This is a genomic window from Clostridium sp. 29_15 (assembly GCF_001916075.1).
Lineage (GTDB): Bacteria > Bacillota > Clostridia > Clostridiales > Clostridiaceae > Clostridium > Clostridium lentum.
In genome coordinates this window covers 87,641-110,437 of sequence record NZ_MNRT01000015.1, presented here as the reverse complement: position 1 = coordinate 110,437, position 22,797 = coordinate 87,641, and the positions used below count along the sequence as shown (strand labels likewise).

Below are 22,797 nucleotides of genomic sequence, written 5' to 3'. Positions count from 1 at the left end.
AGGAAAAATATAGCATAGAACCGATGTTAGTTCTATGCCTTTTAGAATACTTAAAATTAAATTCCCGAAGGGAGCGTGGCGAAAGCCACTTTTTTATTTCATATTGAAACACTAATATTCTTTCAGTAGGATATGCTAAAAATTTATAACTCGCTGTCGCTCAGACAAATAAATTTTCTTAACGCATATTCTCCTTCAGGAATAAAGAGTTTCTAAGACTTATTCAGATATTTCCTCCAACTTTATATTATTCTTATAGCTAAAGGAAACAACTCTTCATTACACTCGGAGTTGTAGAATTGATGATATAGGCACTTTCTATGAGGGTAAAACTTCATAGGAGGTGCTTTTTATTTTGCTTTGAAAAACTATGATTCCTTCAGTAGGATATACTAAAAATTTATAACTCGATAACGCACAGACAAATAGATTTTCTTAACGTATTTTCCAATTTAGGAATAAAGAGTTTCTAAGGCTCATTCAAAATTTTATTGATGTTGCAGAGTTGATGGTATATAATTTTGTAAAAAAGTATTAAATTATTTTTAGATAATATGCTATAAAATTTTTATTAAAGATGGTGATTAATATAAATATAGAGGAATTAATTAATGAACTTGCAAAAAATACAGGAAAATCATTATTGCAAAAAGAAGAAGATAACAATGAAATAATAAATTTAGATGAAGCTGATTCATCTGACTATATACGAATACTTTTAAAAAGCCTTGTTCTAAAACATGAGTATAATAATGCTGAGAATATTCTTTTTTAAGAAATTAAGAAAAATAAATCTGAAAAAATTTACAAAATTGCACTTGATTTTTACTATTTATTAATGGATCAAAGCGATGATAAATTGAAAAATGGTAACTTTTCAAGAGAGGAAATTTTTCAAGGTTTGAAAGATGTGAATATAATTTTTAATAAAGAGAGTCTTACAACTATATAAGAGTCTACACTGAAATTAAATGGACAGATACCTGTCCGTTTTTAATATAACATAAAATTAATAATTATCTTTAAATCCTAATGGATAATTAAAGAGTAACATTGGTGCTCTTTAAAATTATACTATAACACTAAATTAACAGTTAAATTTATATATTTAACTCCATAATAAAGGTAGCGTATTAGTTTTAATAGGACTAGTAATAGTAACTACGGTGAATATTTTAGATAAACTGATTGAATTAAATGAATTTGTTGCAGTGGGACTAGATTTAATTGCTTTAGTATGTTTTATTGTTTATTTAGTGGGGTTTTTTAGAAACAAAAAGTAAGAGGTAGTTGAGTATCTTAGTGAGATTAAAAAGTAATAATATATACATTGTTCATGAGTAACTGTATTATTAGTCTCATTATTAGAATGGAGGGGTTATATGAGAATTTGCAAACAATGTAACAGTGAAATGATAGAAGGATTTAATGTTAAAATGGATGGAGCCGGTTATGGAATAAAGATAGTGAAAACTGATGAAGTAATAATTCCAAAAAGCATAGGAAAAACCAAAGCTTGCATTTGTCCTAAATGTGGAGTGGAAAAGCTGAAAAAATATATTGGTAAATAAATTTAACGAAAGTTTTAAGTGTTCAGAATGTGATTATTATAATTTGAAAATAATAGTTGAAAAAGAAAGTAAAAGTTATAATCATATAAGTGGTATTTTAGGAGCTAAATGCTTTGTGTTATAATAAATCAGATGATATAAGTAAATATATATGATTTTTGCAGAAAATGTGAATGGTATACAAAGGATAGAAAGGAATACTTTAATTATGAATAATGATGAAAAAGAAATTAAATTAGAGAGTATTGAAAATCATGGTTGTAATGATAAAATAGAGGAATTTATAGTAGTGCAGAATGCTAGACTTGATTCTGAAGAGATATATTATACAGGGTTTAGTGAAATTGAAGCTTATAGAACTTATAAGAGAATCAAAGGTGGAAAGAAAAATATTTTTAAAGCATATATTAAAAGAGATTTAGTGTTTAATGTGCCCTTTATTGATACATATGAAATCATAGAAGTAATAAGATAAAATCATAATAACAATAGAATTAAGGTAGCTTTACATAGATATTGTAAGGCTACCTTATATTTATATATTAGGATCTATTTTAATTGCAACTTCTTTTTACTGGAGACATAAGCTGACAACCGATATTTATATAAATTCTATTTTATTACATAACAACTGAATTATATCTATAAATTATGTATAATAAGATAATAGTTGTTAATTATAGAGGGTGAAATTTATGAGTGAAAACAATAATAAAAAGAATAATAGTTATTACTTCCCGCTTTTTACTGGAGTAGGAATTATCTTTGGTGTGATATTCAATCAAATACCAATAGGCTTATGTTTAGGGGGAGCTATTGGTCTTACTTTAGATTATAAAAAGAAAAAATAGATTGAATTTGAATATTAATTAATGGGTAATTTAAGGGGAGATATGATGAATTTTAGAATGGCTAAGATGGATGATTTACCAGAGTTTAAAGTGGTATATGAAAAGATAATTGAAGAAATGAATTGTAATAATATTGAGATTTGGAATGAAATAATTGATGATAATCTTACATTACACGAATATGGCTTTGAAAGACAAGTATTAATTTAAAGCATGTTTTAGGGGTTGAGGAAAAGTGTTAGATGATTATAAGTGTCAGTATGTTAGTAGAATACATAAGGTTCAAGATTATATTGAAAATAACTATTGGAGGAATATGTCTACCAAAGAGTTGTCTGATGTAGCTGGTTTTTCAAAATATCATTTTAACCGTATTTTTAAAAGTGTATTACATGAGTCTTTATCTCATTATGTAAATAGAATTCGTATGGAGTATGCTTTGTTTATGCTGGCCCATAGAGAAGATAGAAATATTACTGATATTGCATATGATTTACTGATTCAGCTATTTTTTCAAGAGCTTTTAAAAATTATTATGGAATAAGTCCCTTTGAGTATAGAAAAAAATATAGCACGAAATGCAAAGAAAATATTTTTATATCCATGTACAATAAATCTGAGAAAAAGAAAGAATGGGTAACAAATCCGTTTTCTATAACTGGACAAATTCAACTTAAAAAAGTGGAAGAATTTCAGGTGGTATATATTAGACACACTGGTAACTACACTTCGTTAGCTAAGGAATATGCAAGATTAATGGAAAATCTTTTTAGAGCTGCAGCAAAACAGAAACTTTTGAAAGCTGATGAAAATCAAGTTCTTGCCATGTATCATGATAATCCTGAATTCGGAAAGGAAGAACAGTTTCGAACTAGTTTATGTATAACTGTTCCTAAGTCTTGTACAGCAAAGGAAGACGGAATTCTTGGCGTAATGACTATAGAAGGTGGATTATACAATTTTAGATTTTTTTCCTGATTATATTGTAAAGAAACGTGAAAAAACAATTCAGAGCATTACACTTTATCATATGATAACCATGACTGCTCCATATAAATACAAATATGCACCGTATACAAAGTACTTTACAAGTGAAGATTGGGTGAAATCTTCTTTAGATTTACTTGGGGGAAAAGGAAAGATAGGAGAATATGGTAATTATTATTGCTTCATATTTTAAACCAAGGATTAAGGACAGAATGAAATTGATAAAGGAATATATAGAGCCTATGTGGAAGGAATAGAAGGATTCATATTAATAATGGAAAATAGATAAGCTTATGACATGTTCAGCATAAAAATGAGAGCACCTTTTCTTTGGTGCTCTTATTTTTATAAGTATATTTTTAATTAGATTCATAAAGGTTCTCAGAACATAGAGTTATTTATATTTTTTTACAAATTACAGAAATATGATATTATATTATTAATAGGAAATATTTTGTATTTATATGAATAGAATATTATAAATGGTAAAAAGGAAGGGAAGCTAAATGTATAAGTCGTGTGAAAATGATGAACAAACGGCTAAGTTATATATGATAAACATGGAAATTATAATATAGGACATAGTCTGCATTTTTATTTAAAATGGAGGTTATGTCTTTTTGCATTTATATTTTTTGAAAGGATTAATGAACAAATTTAAATAAATGGCATTCATATAGAAAATGAAGAGTTAAATTAAAGATAAGGGGAAATATGTATGGAAGATAGTATATCGAGTATCTTAATTTTAGTTTTATTAATTACAATGTCTGCTTATTTTTCAGCAACAGAGACTGCGTATTCTTCGTTAAATAAGATTAAGCTAAAAAGTATAGCTAATAAGGGTAATAAAAAAGCAAAGCTTGCTTTAGAGCTTTCTGAAAAGTATGACTCAGTGATATCAACAATTTTAATTGGTAATAATATTGTTAATATTGCCACTGCATCTTTAGCAACAGTTTTATTTACAAAGTTACTAGGTAGTTCAGGTGTTACAGTATCAACTATTGTTATGACTATTCTAATACTTATTTTTGGTGAAATTTCACCAAAGAGTATAGCAAAAGATATTCCAGAAAGTTTTGCCATAGTTTCAGCACCATTGCTTAATGTTTTTTGCATTATTTTAAAGCCTGTAAATCATATATTTTGTCTTTGGAAAAAGCTCATAAGCAAGGTATTAAAAATACAAAAGCATTCAGGTATCACTGAAGATGAAATATTAACAATAGCTGAAGAAGCAGAAAATGAAGGTGGAATAAATCCACAGCAATTAGAAATAATTAAAAGTGCCATAGAGCTTAATGAACAAGAGGTTATAGAAGCTTTCACACCACGTGTTGATATGATTGCCGTAAAAGATAGTTGTAGCAAGGAAGAACTGCTGAACCTATTTATTGAAAGTGGATTTTCAAGAATTCCAGTTTATCATGATAATATAGATAATGTCATTGGTATAATCAATGAAAAGGATCTTATTAATATTGTAGTAAATAATAAGAATGAAGAAATAAGTAGCATAATTAAACCGCTTAATGTTATACAACCTCATATGAAGTTATCGCACTTACTAAAAGTTTTGCAAAATAATAAATCTCATATGGCTCTTATAGCAGATGAGTATGGTGGAACCATGGGGATTATAACTTTAGAGGATATTTTAGAGGAATTGGTAGGAGAAATTTGGGATGAACATGATAAGGTAGTAAATGATATTGAAAAGATAGGTGAAGATGAATATATTGTTAGAGGTAACGCTAATATAGAAAAGGTATTAGAAGAGGTTGATTTGGAAGATGAATTTGAAGTGAATTCAGTTAATGGCTGGGTTATTCAACAGTTTGGAAAGATACCAAAGGTAGGAGAAAGTTTTGAATATAAAAATCTTAAGATAGTAATCCAAAAGGCCACTAAGCGATGTGTTCTAGAAATAAGAATCACAGTAGATGAGCCAATGGAAATATCAAGTTAATTTAGAAGTAGAAAAGTAATAGGATGCAAAAATACATCCTATTACTTTTTAGATTATATATTTTTGATTAATAATTATAAATTTAATAAAAGTTGATGTTTATTTTACAATGGTAGATACTTCACTTAGGGGTTGACGTTTCTTAGGAGTGGCAGGCTTAGCACGGTAACCAAAAGCACAACCAAGGGTTACTTGGAACTTTTTAGTGTCTAGCAAACCTTCCTCCACAAGAATTTTAGTAACAGCTTTCTTATCCATTCCTCCAATAGGGCAAGAATCAATTTCTAGCATAGCAGCAGTAAGCATCATGCTTGATAAAGCAATATATGTTTGTTCAGTTGCATAGGCTTGGAAGGCTTTATCATTATCAAACATATTATCTACATTTTTTAAAAAGCCTTTCATCATATTATAATGTTCATCAGTAAGGTTTTGCACATCTTTTAGTAAATATTCGATGTAATGAGAATCAGATTTGATTTCATCAGCAGTTCTAGTTAATAATACAATAAAGTCACTGCAAGTTTGAATTTGTTTTGCTCCACCAAAGCATACTTCACTTAATTTATCTTTTAGATTTTTATTTTCTACAACAATAAAGTGCCAAGGTTCAATACCTACAGAGCTAGGAGCTAAGCGACCTCCTTCTAGGATAACATCTAAATCTTCTTTACTTATACTTTTTTGGTTATTAAATTCTTTACAGGCATGTCTAAAGTTTAATATATTAATTACTTCATTTTTATTCATAAAAAGCATACTCCTTTATTTATAATTTATATTAAATTAATTTTTATGTATATCAGCATATATTATTATGTTATCTATAAAAAAATAATAATATACATAAAAATTAATAAAAGTTATATTATTATTGTCTTATTTTAACATATATATAAGGAGCGTTTCAATACTGTGAACAGGAATCATCTTTTTAAATCAATGGAAAAATTTTATATAAAGTGGTAGTATAGATTCATATAAAAATATTAAAGTGGGAGCTATATATATGAGTGAAGTAGAAAAAAAATTAAAAGAATTTGCTGAATATTTAAAAAAAATAAATCATTATACTACAGCAGGAAACCTTATGTATTGGGATATGACTACAGGAATGCCAGAAGCTATGGCAGAATCAAGGGCAGAAACATTATCATTTTTTCAAACAGAAGTGCATAGCTTGAATGTATCACCAAAAATTGCAGAATTTATAGAATTTTTTGAAAGTCATATGGATGAATTTGATTATATTCATAAGAGAATGACCGAACAGCTAAAGAAAAAGTATGAAAATCAAAAGAGATATCCAGAAGAATTTATCAAGGAATTTTCACTAGCAGCATCAAGAGGAGAAGTGGCATGGGAAAAAGCAAAAAATGCTAGTGATTTTGATGTGTTTAAACCAGCCTTAGAAAAAATAGTGGATCTTACTAAAAAGTCTATAGAATACAAAGGCTATGAAGATAATAAATATGATGCCCTTCTTGATGATTATGAAGCAGGCCTTACAGTAAATAAGCTTGATAAAGTTTTTGGAGAGTTAAGGGATGGTATAGTAGAAATATTAAATAAAATAAAGGTCACAGGAAAGACAATAGATGATTCCTTCTTCCATAATCATTTTCCTAAATCAGAACAAGAAAGCTTATCTTTAAAGATTTTAGATCTTATGGGTTTTGATTTTAAGAGAGGAAGAATGGATGAAACAGAGCATCCTTATACACTTGATATGACTAATAAGGATGTTAGAATAACTAATAATTACTATGAAAATGATTTTACTTCAGCATTATTTTCAGCTATTCATGAAGGTGGTCACGCACTTTATGAGCAAGATATACCAGATTTATTGGAAGGTACTGGTTTAAATGTTGCTTCTTCTATGGCAGTTCATGAATCACAATCAAGATTTTATGAAAATATCATTGGAAAGAGTAGAGAATTTAGCAATTACTTATATAAGGAAGTAATTAAGCAATTTAATGAACAATTTGATGGAGTTTCAGAAGAAGAGTTTTATAAGGCATTAAATAAAGTTACACCATCGCTTATTAGAACAGAAGCAGATGAGCTAACTTATAGTCTTCATATAATAATAAGGTATGAAATAGAAAAACTTTTAATTAATGATATTATAGAGGTTAAAGACCTTCCAAAAGTATGGAATGAGAAATATAAGGAATATTTAGGAGTAGAGCCTACAAGTGATAAGGAAGGTGTATTACAAGATGTACATTGGTCAGATGGATCATTTGGCTATTTCCCAAGTTATGCATTAGGAAATCTTTATGGGGCACAAATGTTAAATAAGATGATTAAGGATATACCAGAGGTTTATCAAGAAGTGAGCAAAGGAAACCTTGAGCCAGTGCATAAATGGTTAAAGGAAAATGTTCATGAAGCAGCTAATCTTTATGATCCTGGAGATCTTATTAAAAAGATTACAGGAGAAGATTTGCAAGCTAAGTATTTCCTTGAATACTTAGATAATAAATATAAAGAGATATATAATTATTAATATCAGCAAAGAGGTAGGATATAGTAAGCTACCTCTATTTTTACGCAATGAAAAGAGATAAGTGTTAAAATTAATTCTCAGTACTCTTATTAGGATACAATGAAGTATTCTCCTTTAAATTCTTATACATGTGGCCATTAAAAGTTTCTAAGGAAGAACAAATTTTATCGGATAAATTGACCAAAATACTTTCACGATGATGAGGTGGAACTAAGGTTAAAGGAAACATATGATTTTTGATTATATCTATTTCCCTTTTGTTTAAAGAATAATGTTTTAAAGCATTGTTAAGTGCTGTTTTGGGATGCTTGAATCCATGAAACCTATGGGATTTGTCATGAATATGCCAATCATATAAGAAGTAATCATGAAGCAACGCACCATATATAAGGCTTTTTTCATCACATTTAATATTAAAAAACTGTGAAAAACAATATGCATAGTATGCTACTGCAATGCTATGCCAAAGGCAAGTAGTATTTCCATGTTGTATGAAGTTATCAAGCATTAGAAGATTAGTTTCTTCACATATATTTTTTAAACAGTCATTAAAAAATGACATTTGCTTTTCATTTAGCTTAAATGTTTTTGATTTAATCTTTGAAATATTTAAGTAGAGAGTATTAACAAAAAACATTATTATCACTTCTTTTTTTATATTATTTGAAATTAAGTTTCATAAGATTATTTTAACATAAATATAAATAAATTATTAATTAAAATTAAAGATATTTCATGAAGATTTTATTAAAAGTGTATAGAAAATTAGTGAACAATATTATTTATTTGAAAAAACACAAAAAATTTACAAAAGCATAATATATTTATAAAACAATCATTTTAATAAGAGGATACAATGGCAAAAGAAATAACTGATATTATAGAAGAAATACATGAATATTTTGGTGGATATAATGAATTTGTAAGTGCTGAAATGGGAGTTATGGCTGAAGAGATTAAAGAAGCAGTTTATGCAATTAACAATAGAAACTTTAGAATTGGACTTGAAAAATGTGATTTTATTACTGAAAAAGCTGTAGAAGGTGGGCAGTGTTTAGCTAAAATCATCTTGCCAGAGATACAAGTTCCAGAATTAAAGCTAAGCTTATGTAAAAAGACTATGACATTAGAAAATAGCAAAATTAATGAAATTTGTGAAAAATTTAAATCTATGATAAAATTACGATATTTTATTGATGATGAAGAAATAAGATATTACAGTATGGAAGATGAAGGTTGGAATAGGATTGATTTAAGAGAATCTACTACTAAGAAAAAAATTGGAGAAGTTGGAGAAAAGATTAAGACTGCCACCAATACAGCAGTTGAAAAAGTAAGTAAGCAGAAGAAAATAGTTACTGATTTACAAGATAATATGACAGATGCATTAAAAAAAGTAGTGAGTACATTAGAATTACCAATGCCATGTATGCTTATTAGAAAGAATAAAATTAATATAGGAATAGAAGTAAAATATCCATGTAGCTATGATGTTGTTATTAGTAAGGGCTTGTTACTTGCTCAAAAAGTATCAATGTCAGAAGTACTTAAGGTTATTTTAGGAGAAATGCTTCAAGTAGTTACAGATGTTAAAACTAATATTGAAGATATATTAAAAGAAGCGGTTAAAGTTGGAGTTGCTACTTTTAAGGAAACTTTAATTTCAATCTTAAAGATTTTAAGTATATCAGATATTAATTATGATTATATACTTTGCAAAGGAATAAATGAAACTAGTTTAGGAAAATGGGTTGAGTTAAAATCAGATTTATCTAAATCAATTGTAACTAATTAAAAATGCGCATCATTTTGATGCGTATTTTTAATGGAGAGAATAAATTATTATTATAACTATATTCAGCTATATTGACAATAAAAGTAAAAATAAATAAGATATAAATTATATAAGAGGTTGTAATTTAAAGAGGATTATGTGAGGTAAAAATGGATATAAAGCATATAATTAATAAGTTATATTGTGAAAATAATGCAACAAAAGAGGAACTTATATATGTACTAGATACGATAAATGAAGATGAAAGAGATTATTTGATAAAGAAAAGTGATAAGTTAAGAACAAGGTATTATGACAATAAGGTTTATATGAGAGGGCTTATTGAGTTCACTAATTATTGTGTAAGAAATTGTAAATATTGTGGAATAAGAAGCGATAATAGCAAAGCAGATAGATATAGATTATCTTTAGAGGAAATATTAGAATGTGCAGCCATAGGTAATAGATTTGGATACAAAACTTTTGTCCTTCAAGGAGGCGAAGATCCTTATTTTACTGATGAGAGAATGGTGAAAATTATACAAGCTATAAAGGAAAAATATCCAGAAAATGCAATAACATTATCTATAGGTGAAAGAAGTTATGAGTCTTATAAAAGAATGTTTGAAGCTGGAGCAGACAGATATCTTTTAAGACATGAAACTGCAACAAAGAAATTATATGAAAGCTTGCATCCTAATGCCAGTTATGAAAATAGGGTACAGTGCTTATATAATCTAAAGGAAATAGGTTATGAAGTAGGTGCAGGGTTTATGATTGGTTTACCTAATCAGAGTAATGAAGATTTGGTAAATGATCTTTTATTTATAAAGAAGCTAAATCCACATATGTGTGGTATAGGGCCTTTTATTCCACAAAAGGATACACCATTAAGAAATGAAGTAGGTGGTACTGTAGAAAAAACTATGATAATGTTGGCTTTACTACGACTTATGGTGCCTAAAGCTATGTTACCAGCAACTACTGCCTTAGGAAGTATAGATCCATTAGGCAGAGAAAAGGGATTGAAAGCTGGAGCAAATGTAGTAATGCCAAACTTATCACCAAAGCAGGTGAGAGATAAATATGCTTTATATGATGGAAAGATATGTACTGGTGATGAAGTAGCCGAATGTAGAAATTGCATTGAAAGAAGAATAAATTTATCAGGTTATAAAGTGGAAATTGGTAGGGGAGATAGTGTGATAAAGAAAGAGCAAATGAAGGTAGGTGATAATGATGAATAGCACACCGAATTCAAATAGAAAACACATTTCAATATATGGTAAAACCAATGCAGGAAAATCATCACTTATAAATGGGATTTTAGGACAAGACTTATGTCTTGTATCAAATGTACCAGGAACAACAACTGATCCTGTGTTAAAAGCCATGGAATTAATCCCTGTAGGACCGGTGCTATTTATTGATACAGCTGGTCTTGATGATCACACGGAGCTTGGATCAATTAGAATGAAGAAATCCATTGAAATGCTAAAAAGAACTGATTTTGCACTGTATGTAATGGATGGAAATGATATTGATGAAGACAGCTATGATCATATGAAAATAGAATTTAAAAAGTATAATATCTCAAGCATTTTAGTAATTAATAAAATTGATGTAATACCAAGAGAAAGTCTTCACTACTTAAGAAAAAAATATATAGGAGCCTTTTTTGTTTCAGCAGAAACCGGTGAAGGTATTGAGGAATTAAAAAAAGGAATTGCTATAAGATTGGAAGAGGAAGAAGAGGAAATGCCTATAATAGGTGATCTTGTACCTTATGATGGAAAAGTAGTTCTTGTAATACCAGTAGATTCAGAAGCACCAAAGGGAAGGATAATATTGCCGCAGGTGCAATGTTTGAGAGATTGTTTAGATCATGGGATAAAGGCGTATGTAGTAAGAGATACTGAGTTATCATCAGCTCTTGAAGATATTCAGAATGTAGAGTTGGTAGTTACCGACTCACAGGCTTTCAAAAAAGTATCAAGAATTGTACCAGGAGATATTAATCTTACAGGTTTTTCTATATTATTTGCAAGACATAAAGGTGATTTAAAAAGTTTTGTAGATGGAACTGAGAAGATAAAAGAATTAAATGAAAACTCTAAAATACTTATTTGTGAAAGTTGTACACATAATGTTTCCCATGAAGATATAGGAAGAGTGAAGATTCCTAAATTATTAAATAAAGCAGTGGGAGTAGATTTAGAATATCATTATAAGATTGGTCATGACTTTCCAGAGGATTTATCAAAGTATGATTTAGTTATTCATTGTGGTGCATGTATGATAAATAGAAAGACTGTTACATTAAGAGTGAAGAGATGCAAGGAGCAAAATGTAGCTATAACCAATTATGGTGTTATACTTGCTTATTTAAATGGAATCTTATATAGAAGTATAGAAATCTTTGATTTATAAAAAATACTCAAATCCAGGATAGGATTTGAGTATTTTTTTTAGTTTTTGTTATAAGATATTGAAGAATCAAAATATGGAGCATACCAACCATTTTCATCAGCACTTGGAGCTGCTGTATATTGAATATTATTAAAGTAAAGAGAAACTTTATTCACCTTATAATTATAGGCATAAGTATTAATTAAAGTATATATAAGTTCATAGGAAGAAGCAGGGTCAAGATTCATATATTTTTCAAATGAATCATTGAATTTAACTGTAAGTGCATTGTTAGCAGCATCTACTGTGGCACTGCTGACACCAATTTGATTAGATAATAATATAAAGTCAGAGCTGTATTTATTATCTTGTAATGCAGAAGTTAAAGCAGATACTAGGGCATTTTCTTCAACATGAATGTTTTCATCTACATAATATCTTCTTCCGTCAACGGAATTATAAAAGAATAATCTACATGTTTGTGATGAGTAACTAGAGTCTTCAGTAGAAGATAAGTTTTCAACAGTAGTATTTTTTTCAATAGCTGAGGAAGTGTTAGTATTTTCTTTCGGATTTTCAGAGATAGTTGATGTAGAAACATTAGTAGTGGCTTCGTTATCTTGCAAAGTGGATTCATCAACAGATAATGCATCGTTTATTAAAGTTTCATCTTGGGAAGAGATACTAGTATTATCACTAGCTGAAGTGATAATACTAGTATCATTACCATCTAGAGAACTCTTTACTTGGCTACAGCATATAAGTGATAGAGAAAGGAAAAAGCAACAGCTTATACTTAAAAATTTTCTTTTCATAATCATACTCCTTACTTAAAAAATATCATACCTATATTATATTACCAAAATATGTAAAAAAGAATAGTTATTTTAATAAAAATTTATATTTAGTATTAGCTGGCTTAACTTTAATAAAGGATAAAGAAGAAATATCATAAGAGTTTAGAGAAAGTACTAGCTTTCTCTATAATTTTTTTGTAATAAATAATATAGGAAAATACTATAAATAAAAAGGAAAGTAAAATTATAGGGGGATCTTATGAATTATTTAGAAGGTGAAAAGTCAGAAGTATTTGAAAGTCATAAGGCAAAGGTCATAGAAAATATAAATAAAAGTAAATCAATGGGAATGAATAAGATTACAGCAATTTTAGCTATAGATGATGAAGATGAAATAATACAAGGAGCATTAATTAACTGGCTGATAAAAGAAGGATATAGAATATCTTTAATAAAGGAAGATTATAATATTTTAGTTATTGAATGGTGAAGATATTAAATTTTATTTAAGGCTATAATTTTTTGATAAATGATAATGATTTTATTTAACCAAATTGGTATAAAGGAGTTATTAAATGGGCATTAAAATTGTACTGGCAGACGATGATAGTCTTATAAGGGAAAGTTTTAAAATTAATGTACAAAAGCATAGATTGGTCAGATAGAGATGTATTTATTGAGAAAATTTTTCAAAATAAAGAAGAGTTATTAAATTTTACACGAAAAGAGAAGGAAATAGTAAAAGAAATTGCAAGTGGACTTACCAATAAGGAAATTGCAAAGAAGCTGTTTATTTCTGAAGGGGCAGTAAAAAGATATATAAATTCAATATTAAACAAAACAGGATTGGCAAGAAGAATACAAATTGCTATGTTTTATTTAAATGGTACTGTTGTATAAACTTATAAGGTAAGGATGTATCTTGATGAATATTATTTTAGATAGAAAATCTTTTGAAAATTAAAAAATGTTGAATAACAAAGAAAAAAATGGAAATAATTATTCATAAAAGGAGTGATTGATTATGAATAATAATTTCCAAGATTATAATGAAGAAGAATATAATAACGAAGATAAGAAGGAAAATAAAAAAAGAATAAGAAATCGAGTGAACTTATTTATAGTTTTACTTATAGTATGCTTTTTTTCAACTTATTTTATTGTAGATAGATTAACTAATAGTAAATATAAAGATGTCAGTGATAATCAATCTAAAACCGCAGTATATAATAATACCAACTTATTAAGTGATGATATGAAGATAATACTAAAGGTAGATGGAGTAGTAGAAAAATCAGAAACTTTAAAAGACTTTAAACTTGATAATGAAATTGACAGTGTAAATGAACAATTTTTAGTAGATTACTATGCTTCTAAAGGCTATAGTGTGGAAAGTTTAAGTGAAAAGAAAGTAGTGTTAAATAAGGATCAGGAAGAAGTAACAGTTGAACCTAATAAATACTATTTAGGTGAAAAAGACGGATATTTTGCAATATATAAGAGTGATCAAAATGGCAAGGTATTTATAGAAGATGAAAGTGATATATACAGAAGTAGTGGAATGGTGAATACAATTCCAGAAAATGATCAAGAAGATATTAAAAATTTTAAGCTTGGTTATGATACTAAGAATGAAGCAAAAGAAATACTAAGTGGATATATTAGTTAATGAAAGTAAGATCCCATTTTTATGCTATTCTCCCTTTATCATATGTCCTAGCGTTTGTATAACAAAAATGATAAAGGGGGACAATAAAAATGTAAAAGAAATAAAAAACAAAACTAATAAATATCAAAAGTATTTAGTAGCAAAGATGAAATGGAGGGAAGTATATGAATATAGTTCCAAGCAATGAGTATTTGCTAGTTATGCCTAGTGGTAATGTAAAAGGTTTTGATGATTATGCAATGGCAAAAGCATATATAAATAATTATTATTACTATAAAACTAGACGAGTTGAAGAAGTAGAAGCATATGATGATTTAACCAATGATTTTGATGATATAGTAGATACAGTTTGTTATAAAATTGGTATAGAAGAAGGAGAATGTCAACTATATTATACATCTAATATAATTGAAAAATTGCAAGATGAATTAGTATTTAATGAAGAAAAAGAAGAGGTTATTTCAAAACTAATGGCTCATAAAATAGAGTTTAATACATACGATTACGCTATTGATAATATTTTTCGAGATGTTCAATCAATTGATATTATGGAACAATATGGTAGTTCTATTACAGGACAATAGTTTCATTGATTAAAATTATATAAAAGTAAATAAGCTGACAAACAATATTATTTGTTTTGTCAGCTTTTTTCATTGAAAAATAGATATTAAAATGTTAAAGTAGAATGTAGGCGAAATAGTGGGGCAGGAGGATAAATATAGTGTACGAATATATTAAAGGAAAATACATGGGAATAAATAAAGACTATATAATTATTGAAAATAATAATATAGGATATAAGATATTTACTTCCGGTGCAACAATGGCAGAAATGCCAGGAATAAATGATGAAGTTATGCTTTATTTAGAACAAATAGTGAGAGAAGATTTTATTGGGCTTTATGGCTTTAAAGATAGAGAAGAACTTGAAATGTTTAAACTTTTATTATCAATTAGTGGTGTAGGATCTAAAGCAGCTTTATCTTTATTATCTATCAGCAGAATAAATAATCTAAAATATGCTATTATTATGGAAGATGATAAACATTTATGTAGAGCCCCGGGAATTGGTAAGAAAACTGCTGGAAGAATTATATTAGAGCTTAAGGACAAAATTAAGAAAGAAGATATAATGAGCGGTGTTGATATTCAAGAAGGATTTGAGGACTTACAGCCAACGGTAAATACAAATACAGTTGGAGAAGCTTTAGGTGCATTATTAGCTTTAGGATATTCAGAAAAAGAAGCAGAAACAGCACTTAAACAAGTAGATAAAACTGCATCATTGGAGGATATCATTAAAGATTGTTTAAAAGTTTTAATGGGATAGAGGTGAAATAGTGGAGAGAATTATTACACCAGTTGAATTGAAGGAAGATGGCAACAGTGAATTAAGTTTAAGACCACAGAAAATCAATGAATATATAGGTCAGGATAAAGTTAAAGAGAAACTTAATGTATTTATTAAGGCAGCACAATCTAGAGGTGAAGCTTTGGACCATGTCTTGCTTTATGGACCTCCAGGTTTAGGAAAGACCACATTAGCTAATATAATTGCTAAAGAGATGGGAGGAGATCTTAAGATTACATCAGGTCCAGCTATTGAAAGAGCAGGAGATTTGGCAGCTATACTTACAACATTAAAAGATAATGATGTTTTATTTATAGATGAAATACATAGGTTAAATAGAAATGTTGAAGAAATACTATATCCTGCTATGGAAGATTATGCCCTTGATATAGTTATAGGAAAAGGAGCAGCAGCAAAGTCTATTAGACTTGATTTACCACATTTTACACTAATAGGAGCAACTACTAGAGTGGGAATGCTTACAGCTCCATTAAGAGATAGATTTGGTGTAATGTGTAATATGGTTTATTATACAGATGAGCAGCTTAAGGAGATAATAGTAAGGTCTGCTTTTGTTTTAAGTTGTGATATTACAGAAAAAGGTGCCATGGAAATAGCTAGGAGATCAAGAGGAACTCCAAGAATAGCTAATAGGTTATTAAAGAGAGTAAGAGATTATGCTCAAGTATATTCAGATTCCTTAATAAGCTATAAGGAAGCAAGGGCAGCACTGGAATTATTGGAAGTGGATAATAAAGGCTTTGATAATGTTGATAATAAGATATTAGAAGCTATTATAGATAACTTTAAAGGTGGTCCAGTAGGAATAGAAACTTTATCCTATTATATAGGTGAAGAATTGGGGACTATTGAAGATGTATATGAGCCGTATTTATTGCAAAAAGGATTTATTGTAAGGACGCCTAGAGGAAGAATGGCTACAGATAAAGCTTATGAACATCTTGGACGCACAAGAGTAAATAAGAAGAATAAACAGCAAGCAAGTTTTTTTGAGGATTAAGGAGTAAAAGATGAAAACAAGTGATTTTAACTTTCATTTACCAGAAGAGCTAATAGCTCAGCACCCTTTAGAGAAGAGAGATACTTCAAGATTAATGGTGTTAGATAAGGCTACAGGTGAGATAGAGCATAAACATTTTTATGATGTTTTAAACTATTTAAATCCAGGAGATACTCTAGTATTAAATAATACTAGAGTGTTACCTGCTAGGCTAATAGGTGAAAAAGAGAATACTGGTGGGAAAATAGAATTTCTTCTTTTAAAAAGAATAGAAGGAGATAAATGGGAATGTCTAGCTAAGCCAGGTAAAAGAGCAAAGATAGGAACAATATTCACTTTTGGAGAAGGAAAACTTAAATGTAAAGTGGTTGATATAGTAGAGGAAGGAAATAGAGTAATTGAATTCATCTATGATGGAATATTTGAACAAGTTTTAGATGAACTTGGAGAAATGCCTCTTCCACCTTATATCACTGAAAGATTAGAAGATAGGGAAAGATATCAAACTGTATATTCTAAAGAAAAGGGATCAGCAGCAGCACCAACGGCAGGTTTACATTTTACAGAAGAACTTTTACAAAAGGTAAAAGAAAAAGGTGTCAATATTGCATATGTAACTTTACACGTAGGACTTGGAACTTTTAGACCTGTAAAGGTTGATGATGTAAATGAACACGTAATGCATTCAGAATTCTATCATTTAGAGGAAGAAGATGCTAAAATTATCAATGATACAAAGAAAAATGGTGGAAAGATTATTTCTGTTGGAACTACTTCTACAAGAACTTTAGAAACTATTGGTGATGAAAATGGAATGGTTAGAGCACAAAGTGGATGGACTAACATATTCATTTATCCAGGATATGAGTTTAAGGTAGTAGATAAGCTGATTACTAATTTCCACTTACCAGAATCAACACTAATAATGCTTGTATCTGCTTTAGCAGGAAAAGAAAAAGTTATGAATGCATATAATGAAGCTGTAAAAGAAAAATATAGATTTTTCTCATTTGGAGATTCGATGATTATAAAGTAACATAAGTTAAAGGACGTGAAATTTTGAGTAAAAAATATACTTTATTAAAAAAGGAAGGTAAAGCAAGAAGAGGTAGATTTGAAACTCCTCATGGAACAATAGAAACACCAGTTTTTATGAATGTTGGTACTTTAGCAGCTATTAAAGGTGCAGTATCATCAATGGATTTAAAGGAAATAGGATGTCAAGTTGAGTTATCAAATACATATCACTTACATTTAAGACCATCTGATAAAGTTGTAGCTGAAATGGGTGGATTACATAAATTTATGAAGTGGGATAGACCAATACTTACAGATTCAGGTGGATTCCAAGTATTTTCATTATCTGGTATGAGAAAGATAAAAGAAGAAGGGGTGTACTTTAGTTCTCATATAGATGGTAAGAAGATATTCATGGGGCCTGAAGAATCAATGCAAATTCAAAGCAATTTAGCATCTACAATAGCAATGGCTTTTGATGAATGTATACCAAATCCGTCTACAAGGGAGTATGTTCTTCAATCAGTAGCAAGAACAAATAGATGGCTTGATAGATGTATAGCAGAAATGGATAGATTAAATTCACTACCTGATACAATCAATAAAGAGCAAATGCTATTTGGTATTAACCAAGGTGGATGTTATGAAGATATAAGAATTGAACATGCTAAGCATCTTGCTAGTTTAGATATGGATGGATACGCAATAGGTGGATTAGCTGTTGGTGAAACACATGAAGAAATGTATAGAGTAATTGATGCAGTAGTTCCTCATTTACCAGAAGATAAGCCAATTTACTTAATGGGCGTTGGTACACCTGAAAATATTTTAGAGGCAGTGGAAAGAGGAGTTGATTTCTTTGACTGTGTTCTTCCAGCAAGAAATGGTAGACATGGACATTTATTTACTGCCAATGGTAAGATAAATATCATGAATAAAAAGTTTGAAACAGATGAAAGACCAATAGATGAAGGATGTAAGTGTCCAGCTTGTAAACACTATACAAGAGCATATATAAGACACTTATTTAAGGCAAAAGAAATGCTAGCAATGAGACTTGCAGTATTACATAATCTTTATTTCTATAATAATATGATGCAAGAGATAAGAGATAATCTTGATAATGGTACTTTTGCAGAATACAAGGCAGCTAAGCTTGAATCATGGGGATGTAAAAAAGATAAATAAAAATACTTTGCCTATATCTAAATTAATGATATAGGCAATATTTTGATAAATATTAAAAAAATGTTAAGTTTATATTTTAAATTTGACAGTATATTTAAAATGAAGTATGATTTATAGTGATACAAAAGTTATGTAGATTAAATACGGAAGGGTGAACTTAATTATGGCACAAGCTTTAATTCAAATAGTAATACCTTTTGCAGCAATGTTTGCAATAATGTATTTCTTATTAATATTACCAGAAAAGAAAAGAAGTAAAAAATATAATAATATGTTAGCTGAATTACAAGTTAATGATGAGGTTTTAACAAGAGGTGGAATCGTTGGAAAAATCATCACAATAGATGAAGATCAATTAGTAATTCAAAGTGGTCCAGATAGAGTTAGAATAAGAGTAACAAAGAATTCTGTTGCTCAAAAAATAACTAAAGACGCATAAGATGTAAGGAATAATACCTTCTACTGATTCATATTATGAAGCATAGGAGGTGTTTTTTTATGGACTGGAAGAATTATTTTTCTTGTGTCTTAAAGGGATTAATAGGTTCTATTGCAGTAACAGTAATTTTAACAGCAATATTATCTCTATTTATGACATTTGTTAAAATAAGTGAATCTATGTTTAGTGGCCTTTATGTTGTTATTACTTCGCTTGGTTTGGTATTTGGAACAATTTTAGCAGCAAAGCTTCATGGTAAAAACGGATGGTTAGTTGGACTAGCAGTGGGAGTATTCTTTTACATAGCACTATATATAACAGGAGTATTATTAGGTGCCAGCTCAAAGTTTGGAATTTATGAACTTATACGATTTGCATTATGTGTTATAGTAGGTTTTTTATCAGGAATGCTAGGAATAAATATAGGGGAAAGTTAGATATTTAATTATCTAGTATCTATTATCAATTTTAAAAAAATAAAATATCCTGAAAAATTTTATGGAAAAGATTAAATAAAAAGGCAGCTTACATTAGCTGTCTTTTAGTATTAAAAGAAAAATTCAAATATACCCATGGTTATTATGATAATTGCAGAAAATAGCGGTGAATATTCACCAAAAATTTTTGATAAGTACCTTGCTCCAAGTTTTAATCCTATGATCATTGTAATGACGCTAAAAACAAAGGTTAAAATTGTGGTGAGAAATATGCTTATGCCTGAAATACTAGCACCAATTCCTAAAGCAAGATTATTGATGCTTAAGGATAATGCTAAAGTTATTGCTTCACTTATTTCAATGTTTCCAGAGCCGTTTATGTCGGCAGTTTTATTAAGCTCAACTATCTCGTCATAATCTAAAGAGTTAATAAATTCTACTAAGTTTTCTTCCGTATGCTTATGCTTTTTTTTATAATAATCCCAAAGAATATATAAGCCTACTATTATTAACAAACTTGAACCTATATAGGTGCAAATATCAGTGGGAATATAATTACAAATAAGGTGTCCTAAACACATAGCAAGAAATGTTGTTAGCGTTACAATTATGGAAATTACTAAATTAATGATGAGTTTTATTCTAATTTGTTTTACTCCATAGGCAATGCCTATTATCAGACTGTCAATACTTGAGGAAAATGCAAGTAAAATAGAAGAAAAAATATGCATTTTTATACTCCTTTAATTGATATAATATCTAATATATTCGAAAAAACTAAAATTAGTTACTTTAATCTTTTAAATTAATATTGTTATGAGATATATAGGTGATGAAGGAAATAAAAGATTTATCAATATGAATTTAAGCCCAGCACAATTTGCTGGGCTTAAATAATATTAGTAGTTAATTCCAGCAGCTTTGATGTTATTAACATCTCCTTGGCTACATGGTGTAACTCCATATGTCATATTACAATGAGGGCATCTATCAACTAATATTTCCATAGTAAAAGTTTGTCCACAAGAACAATTTATCTCATAAGCATTTCTTAATTTAAGATCAGCTTTTCCTTTACTTCTTACTAAATCTACTACAGCTTTTCCGTCATTTCCTAAGTTTGAACATCCACAACTCATTTTAGTACCTCCAAATTTAAATGTATATTTATTTTGCACATTTAGTATAACCTATGAAGGTATATTAAGGCAATATTAAAATTTATATATTATCCCTAAACTCTCTTGGAGTAAGATGATATTTTCTTTTAAATAACTTATTGAAATACGATAAATTGTTAAAGCCACATTCTAAAGAAATATCTGTAATAGAATAGGCAGTGGATTTTAATAATTCAGCAGCTTTTTCTAATCTATAGTTATTAATATATTTTAAACAAGAAGTACCAGAATATTTTTTAAAAAATCTCATAAAATAATATTCACTGAAATTACATAACTTAGAAATTTCTTTAATAGAAATATCTCTATTGTAATTTTCCTGTACATAATTAAGGATGGTTTTCATTTTATTTTGAATATCATTAGTAAGTTCACTATAGTTATTTTCTTTATGGACATAGTTATATTTATAGAAATTTGCAAAGAGGTTAAACAGCATGGATTTTAGTTCTAATTCATAAGCAATATCTTTTTTATCATATGTAGAAAGGATTTCCTTAATAATTGAATAAATTTTTTTATAACCAGAGCTTTCAGAATTGATTATTACAGGTAGCTTATAACTTTTATTCAGCAAAGGGGAAATATAATTTAGTGAGCATCCATCAGTAAGATGACTTTTAAGCAAATCAAGACTAAATATTATAGTTGTCCATTCCATATCATAACTGTTAATTTTATTGATGGTGTGAAGACTTTCAGGAGAAATAATAACAATATCTCCTTCATTCACTGTAAATGTAGCAAAATCTATTTTATATTCAGCTTTTCCCTTTAAGATTAAGGTCATTTCTATTTCCTTATGCCAATGCAATACCACATGAGGAAAGGCTTCTGTTATTTCACCTTTATAAGTGCTAAGCAAAATATTAAAATCTCCATGATTTTTATTTTCTTTTAAATTAAGTAAATCTGAATTCATAAATCCTCCTAGAGCAGTTTTGTTATATAAAAATGTAATTTTTAATGAAGTATTAAGGTGAAAGTTAATATATAATTACAGTATTATATTAATAATAACATAAATTGTTTATTAAAGAGGAGCTAATTATGAGAAGTGAGAAAGAAAAAATGACTAATGGGGAAATGTATTTATCTGGAGATGAAACTTTAGTAAATGAAAGAATAAATGCTAGAAGACTTACGAGAATTTATAATAATACAATTGAAACTGAAATGGAGAAGAGAAAAGAAATATTAGAAGAACTTTTAGGAGAAGTAGGAGAAAATATATTTATTGAACCAACATTTAAGTGTGATTATGGATATAACATCAAAGTAGGTGATAATTTCTATGCCAATTTTGATTGCGTAATATTAGATGTATGTCCAGTTACTATAGGAAAAAATGTATTTTTAGCACCAGGTGTTCATATTTATACAGCCACTCATCCGCTAGATGCAGTAAAAAGATGTAGTGGTGCTGAATATGGTAAGGCAGTTACCATTGGTGATAATGTGTGGTTAGGTGGAAGAAGTATAATTACACCAGGTGTGACCATTGGAAATAATGTAGTTGTAGCAGCTGGAACTGTTATTGTTAAAGATGTGCCAGACAATGTAGTTGTAGGTGGGAACCCTGCTAAAATAATAAAAGAAAATATATAAAAAT

The 22,797-nt window shown here is 28.5% G+C and carries 30 protein-coding genes; 24 read left to right on the top strand and 6 right to left on the bottom strand.

Going from position 1 to position 22,797, the window contains the following annotated elements; all coding sequences use genetic code 11:
* The first annotated feature begins 580 nt into the window (after positions 1 to 580).
* From BHW04_RS01875 to BHW04_RS01835, 9 genes are all read left to right on the top strand, one after another.
* Positions 581 to 775, top strand: a complete 195-nt coding sequence (locus BHW04_RS01875) for a hypothetical protein (protein ID WP_302698671.1) — start codon at positions 581 to 583, stop codon at positions 773 to 775.
* 3 nt (positions 776 to 778) lie between these two features.
* On the top strand, positions 779 to 952 hold the full coding sequence (locus BHW04_RS12230; RefSeq protein WP_368072951.1) for a DUF6483 family protein: 174 nt from the start codon (positions 779 to 781) through the stop codon (positions 950 to 952).
* 430 nt (positions 953 to 1,382) lie between these two features.
* Positions 1,383 to 1,571, top strand: a complete 189-nt coding sequence (locus tag BHW04_RS01870; RefSeq protein ID WP_302698670.1) for a nucleic acid-binding protein — start codon at positions 1,383 to 1,385, stop codon at positions 1,569 to 1,571.
* A 208-nt stretch (positions 1,572 to 1,779) separates the two neighbouring features.
* Positions 1,780 to 2,046: a hypothetical protein gene (locus tag BHW04_RS01865; RefSeq protein ID WP_302698669.1), complete on the top strand. Its 267-nt coding sequence runs from the start codon at positions 1,780 to 1,782 to the stop codon at positions 2,044 to 2,046.
* A 220-nt stretch (positions 2,047 to 2,266) separates the two neighbouring features.
* A complete protein-coding gene (locus BHW04_RS01860; RefSeq protein ID WP_302698667.1) occupies positions 2,267 to 2,422 on the top strand; it encodes a hypothetical protein in 156 nt (51 codons plus the stop codon).
* A gap of 45 nt (positions 2,423 to 2,467) precedes the next feature.
* A complete protein-coding gene (locus BHW04_RS01855; RefSeq protein WP_302654283.1) occupies positions 2,468 to 2,632 on the top strand; it encodes a hypothetical protein in 165 nt (54 codons plus the stop codon).
* 25 nt (positions 2,633 to 2,657) lie between these two features.
* Entirely contained in the window at positions 2,658 to 2,966 is a 309-nt protein-coding gene (locus BHW04_RS01850; RefSeq protein ID WP_302631279.1) for a helix-turn-helix domain-containing protein, read from the top strand.
* 59 nt (positions 2,967 to 3,025) lie between these two features.
* Positions 3,026 to 3,400, top strand: coding sequence for a GyrI-like domain-containing protein (locus tag BHW04_RS01845; protein WP_302698665.1), 375 nt, complete (start codon positions 3,026 to 3,028; stop codon positions 3,398 to 3,400).
* Positions 3,401 to 4,127: 727 nt separating this feature from the next.
* On the top strand, positions 4,128 to 5,381 hold the full coding sequence (locus BHW04_RS01835; RefSeq protein WP_302654281.1) for an HlyC/CorC family transporter: 1,254 nt from the start codon (positions 4,128 to 4,130) through the stop codon (positions 5,379 to 5,381).
* A 99-nt stretch (positions 5,382 to 5,480) separates the two neighbouring features.
* On the opposite strand, the gene BHW04_RS01830 is transcribed toward BHW04_RS01835, so the two are convergent.
* Positions 5,481 to 6,131 (bottom strand): NAD(P)H-dependent oxidoreductase, encoded by a 651-nt coding sequence (locus BHW04_RS01830; RefSeq protein WP_022211696.1) that lies wholly within the window; start codon positions 6,129 to 6,131, stop codon positions 5,481 to 5,483.
* Positions 6,132 to 6,390: 259 nt separating this feature from the next.
* Here BHW04_RS01830 and BHW04_RS01825 point away from each other — a divergent pair, with 259 nt between their 5' ends.
* Complete coding sequence (locus BHW04_RS01825; RefSeq protein ID WP_302698663.1) at positions 6,391 to 7,899, top strand: carboxypeptidase M32; 1,509 nt, start codon at positions 6,391 to 6,393, stop codon at positions 7,897 to 7,899.
* Positions 7,900 to 7,969: 70 nt separating this feature from the next.
* Here the strand turns inward: BHW04_RS01825 and BHW04_RS01820 are convergent, their stop codons facing one another.
* Positions 7,970 to 8,536: a hypothetical protein gene (locus BHW04_RS01820; protein WP_022211698.1), complete on the bottom strand. Its 567-nt coding sequence runs from the start codon at positions 8,534 to 8,536 to the stop codon at positions 7,970 to 7,972.
* Between the two features lie 219 nt (positions 8,537 to 8,755).
* Here BHW04_RS01820 and BHW04_RS01815 point away from each other — a divergent pair, with 219 nt between their 5' ends.
* From BHW04_RS01815 to hydF, 3 genes are all read left to right on the top strand, one after another.
* Positions 8,756 to 9,694: a hypothetical protein gene (locus BHW04_RS01815; protein WP_302652915.1), complete on the top strand. Its 939-nt coding sequence runs from the start codon at positions 8,756 to 8,758 to the stop codon at positions 9,692 to 9,694.
* Between the two features lie 149 nt (positions 9,695 to 9,843).
* Complete coding sequence (gene hydE / locus BHW04_RS01810) at positions 9,844 to 10,920, top strand: [FeFe] hydrogenase H-cluster radical SAM maturase HydE (RefSeq protein WP_302698661.1); 1,077 nt, start codon at positions 9,844 to 9,846, stop codon at positions 10,918 to 10,920.
* Complete coding sequence (hydF, locus tag BHW04_RS01805; RefSeq protein WP_302698659.1) at positions 10,913 to 12,103, top strand: [FeFe] hydrogenase H-cluster maturation GTPase HydF; 1,191 nt, start codon at positions 10,913 to 10,915, stop codon at positions 12,101 to 12,103. Before hydE ends, hydF begins: the two co-directional genes overlap by 8 nt.
* A gap of 38 nt (positions 12,104 to 12,141) precedes the next feature.
* On the opposite strand, the gene BHW04_RS01800 is transcribed toward hydF, so the two are convergent.
* Positions 12,142 to 12,897, bottom strand: coding sequence for a GerMN domain-containing protein (locus BHW04_RS01800; protein ID WP_302698658.1), 756 nt, complete (start codon positions 12,895 to 12,897; stop codon positions 12,142 to 12,144).
* Between the two features lie 241 nt (positions 12,898 to 13,138).
* On the opposite strand from BHW04_RS01800, the gene BHW04_RS01795 reads away from it, so the two are divergent.
* The 10 genes from BHW04_RS01795 (at position 13,139) to BHW04_RS01750 (ending at position 20,004) form a co-directional block, all read left to right on the top strand.
* Entirely contained in the window at positions 13,139 to 13,369 is a 231-nt protein-coding gene (locus BHW04_RS01795) for a hypothetical protein (protein WP_022211703.1), read from the top strand.
* A 146-nt stretch (positions 13,370 to 13,515) separates the two neighbouring features.
* Positions 13,516 to 13,779, top strand: a complete 264-nt coding sequence (locus BHW04_RS01790; RefSeq protein ID WP_302698656.1) for a response regulator transcription factor — start codon at positions 13,516 to 13,518, stop codon at positions 13,777 to 13,779.
* A 124-nt stretch (positions 13,780 to 13,903) separates the two neighbouring features.
* The gene (locus tag BHW04_RS01785; RefSeq protein ID WP_302698654.1) at positions 13,904 to 14,548 is read left to right on the top strand and encodes a hypothetical protein; all 645 of its coding nucleotides are present in this window, start codon (positions 13,904 to 13,906) and stop codon (positions 14,546 to 14,548) included.
* Between the two features lie 164 nt (positions 14,549 to 14,712).
* The gene (locus BHW04_RS01780) at positions 14,713 to 15,132 is read left to right on the top strand and encodes a hypothetical protein (RefSeq protein ID WP_302652919.1); all 420 of its coding nucleotides are present in this window, start codon (positions 14,713 to 14,715) and stop codon (positions 15,130 to 15,132) included.
* A 140-nt stretch (positions 15,133 to 15,272) separates the two neighbouring features.
* Positions 15,273 to 15,881: a Holliday junction branch migration protein RuvA gene (gene ruvA, locus BHW04_RS01775; protein ID WP_302698652.1), complete on the top strand. Its 609-nt coding sequence runs from the start codon at positions 15,273 to 15,275 to the stop codon at positions 15,879 to 15,881.
* Between the two features lie 10 nt (positions 15,882 to 15,891).
* On the top strand, positions 15,892 to 16,923 hold the full coding sequence (gene ruvB / locus BHW04_RS01770; protein WP_022211708.1) for a Holliday junction branch migration DNA helicase RuvB: 1,032 nt from the start codon (positions 15,892 to 15,894) through the stop codon (positions 16,921 to 16,923).
* Between the two features lie 10 nt (positions 16,924 to 16,933).
* Positions 16,934 to 17,959 carry a tRNA preQ1(34) S-adenosylmethionine ribosyltransferase-isomerase QueA gene (gene queA / locus BHW04_RS01765; RefSeq protein WP_302698649.1) on the top strand — a complete coding sequence of 342 codons (1,026 nt, stop codon included), beginning with the start codon at positions 16,934 to 16,936 and terminating at the stop codon, positions 17,957 to 17,959.
* A gap of 20 nt (positions 17,960 to 17,979) precedes the next feature.
* Complete coding sequence (gene tgt / locus BHW04_RS01760) at positions 17,980 to 19,128, top strand: tRNA guanosine(34) transglycosylase Tgt (protein WP_302623478.1); 1,149 nt, start codon at positions 17,980 to 17,982, stop codon at positions 19,126 to 19,128.
* 163 nt (positions 19,129 to 19,291) lie between these two features.
* Complete coding sequence (gene yajC / locus BHW04_RS01755; RefSeq protein WP_022211711.1) at positions 19,292 to 19,567, top strand: preprotein translocase subunit YajC; 276 nt, start codon at positions 19,292 to 19,294, stop codon at positions 19,565 to 19,567.
* A gap of 59 nt (positions 19,568 to 19,626) precedes the next feature.
* Positions 19,627 to 20,004, top strand: a complete 378-nt coding sequence (locus BHW04_RS01750; RefSeq protein WP_302698648.1) for a TIGR04086 family membrane protein — start codon at positions 19,627 to 19,629, stop codon at positions 20,002 to 20,004.
* Between the two features lie 110 nt (positions 20,005 to 20,114).
* On the opposite strand, the gene ytaF is transcribed toward BHW04_RS01750, so the two are convergent.
* From ytaF to BHW04_RS01735, 3 genes are all read right to left on the bottom strand, one after another.
* Positions 20,115 to 20,735 carry a sporulation membrane protein YtaF gene (gene ytaF, locus BHW04_RS01745; protein WP_302698647.1) on the bottom strand — a complete coding sequence of 207 codons (621 nt, stop codon included), beginning with the start codon at positions 20,733 to 20,735 and terminating at the stop codon, positions 20,115 to 20,117.
* A 168-nt stretch (positions 20,736 to 20,903) separates the two neighbouring features.
* Entirely contained in the window at positions 20,904 to 21,143 is a 240-nt protein-coding gene (locus tag BHW04_RS01740) for a hypothetical protein (protein WP_022168123.1), read from the bottom strand.
* Positions 21,144 to 21,225: 82 nt separating this feature from the next.
* Positions 21,226 to 22,107, bottom strand: coding sequence for an AraC family transcriptional regulator (locus BHW04_RS01735; RefSeq protein ID WP_302698645.1), 882 nt, complete (start codon positions 22,105 to 22,107; stop codon positions 21,226 to 21,228).
* 128 nt (positions 22,108 to 22,235) lie between these two features.
* On the opposite strand from BHW04_RS01735, the gene BHW04_RS01730 reads away from it, so the two are divergent.
* Positions 22,236 to 22,793 (top strand): maltose acetyltransferase domain-containing protein, encoded by a 558-nt coding sequence (locus BHW04_RS01730; protein WP_302698644.1) that lies wholly within the window; start codon positions 22,236 to 22,238, stop codon positions 22,791 to 22,793.
* Positions 22,794 to 22,797: the final 4 nt, after the last annotated feature.

Bases quoted from the DNA above. Each gene is read 5' to 3' on its own strand.
- BHW04_RS01870 (WP_302698670.1), top strand. From the start codon at position 1,383: ATGAGAATTTGCAAACAATGTAACAGTGAAATGATAGAAGGATTTAAT.
- BHW04_RS01865 (WP_302698669.1), top strand. From the start codon at position 1,780: ATGAATAATGATGAAAAAGAAATTAAATTAGAGAGTATTGAAAATCAT.
- BHW04_RS01860 (WP_302698667.1), top strand. From the start codon at position 2,267: ATGAGTGAAAACAATAATAAAAAGAATAATAGTTATTACTTCCCGCTT.
- BHW04_RS01855 (WP_302654283.1), top strand. From the start codon at position 2,468: ATGAATTTTAGAATGGCTAAGATGGATGATTTACCAGAGTTTAAAGTG.
- BHW04_RS01845 (WP_302698665.1), top strand. From the start codon at position 3,026: ATGTACAATAAATCTGAGAAAAAGAAAGAATGGGTAACAAATCCGTTT.
- BHW04_RS01835 (WP_302654281.1), top strand. From the start codon at position 4,128: ATGGAAGATAGTATATCGAGTATCTTAATTTTAGTTTTATTAATTACA.
- BHW04_RS01830 (WP_022211696.1), bottom strand. From the start codon at position 6,131: ATGAATAAAAATGAAGTAATTAATATATTAAACTTTAGACATGCCTGT.
- BHW04_RS01825 (WP_302698663.1), top strand. From the start codon at position 6,391: ATGAGTGAAGTAGAAAAAAAATTAAAAGAATTTGCTGAATATTTAAAA.
- BHW04_RS01820 (WP_022211698.1), bottom strand. From the start codon at position 8,536: ATGTTTTTTGTTAATACTCTCTACTTAAATATTTCAAAGATTAAATCA.
- BHW04_RS01815 (WP_302652915.1), top strand. From the start codon at position 8,756: ATGGCAAAAGAAATAACTGATATTATAGAAGAAATACATGAATATTTT.
- hydE (WP_302698661.1), top strand. From the start codon at position 9,844: ATGGATATAAAGCATATAATTAATAAGTTATATTGTGAAAATAATGCA.
- hydF (WP_302698659.1), top strand. From the start codon at position 10,913: ATGAATAGCACACCGAATTCAAATAGAAAACACATTTCAATATATGGT.
- BHW04_RS01800 (WP_302698658.1), bottom strand. From the start codon at position 12,897: ATGAAAAGAAAATTTTTAAGTATAAGCTGTTGCTTTTTCCTTTCTCTA.
- BHW04_RS01795 (WP_022211703.1), top strand. From the start codon at position 13,139: ATGAATTATTTAGAAGGTGAAAAGTCAGAAGTATTTGAAAGTCATAAG.
- BHW04_RS01790 (WP_302698656.1), top strand. From the start codon at position 13,516: ATGTACAAAAGCATAGATTGGTCAGATAGAGATGTATTTATTGAGAAA.
- BHW04_RS01785 (WP_302698654.1), top strand. From the start codon at position 13,904: ATGAATAATAATTTCCAAGATTATAATGAAGAAGAATATAATAACGAA.
- BHW04_RS01780 (WP_302652919.1), top strand. From the start codon at position 14,713: ATGAATATAGTTCCAAGCAATGAGTATTTGCTAGTTATGCCTAGTGGT.
- queA (WP_302698649.1), top strand. From the start codon at position 16,934: ATGAAAACAAGTGATTTTAACTTTCATTTACCAGAAGAGCTAATAGCT.
- yajC (WP_022211711.1), top strand. From the start codon at position 19,292: ATGGCACAAGCTTTAATTCAAATAGTAATACCTTTTGCAGCAATGTTT.
- BHW04_RS01750 (WP_302698648.1), top strand. From the start codon at position 19,627: ATGGACTGGAAGAATTATTTTTCTTGTGTCTTAAAGGGATTAATAGGT.
- ytaF (WP_302698647.1), bottom strand. From the start codon at position 20,735: ATGCATATTTTTTCTTCTATTTTACTTGCATTTTCCTCAAGTATTGAC.
- BHW04_RS01740 (WP_022168123.1), bottom strand. From the start codon at position 21,143: ATGAGTTGTGGATGTTCAAACTTAGGAAATGACGGAAAAGCTGTAGTA.
- BHW04_RS01735 (WP_302698645.1), bottom strand. From the start codon at position 22,107: ATGAATTCAGATTTACTTAATTTAAAAGAAAATAAAAATCATGGAGAT.
- BHW04_RS01730 (WP_302698644.1), top strand. From the start codon at position 22,236: ATGAGAAGTGAGAAAGAAAAAATGACTAATGGGGAAATGTATTTATCT.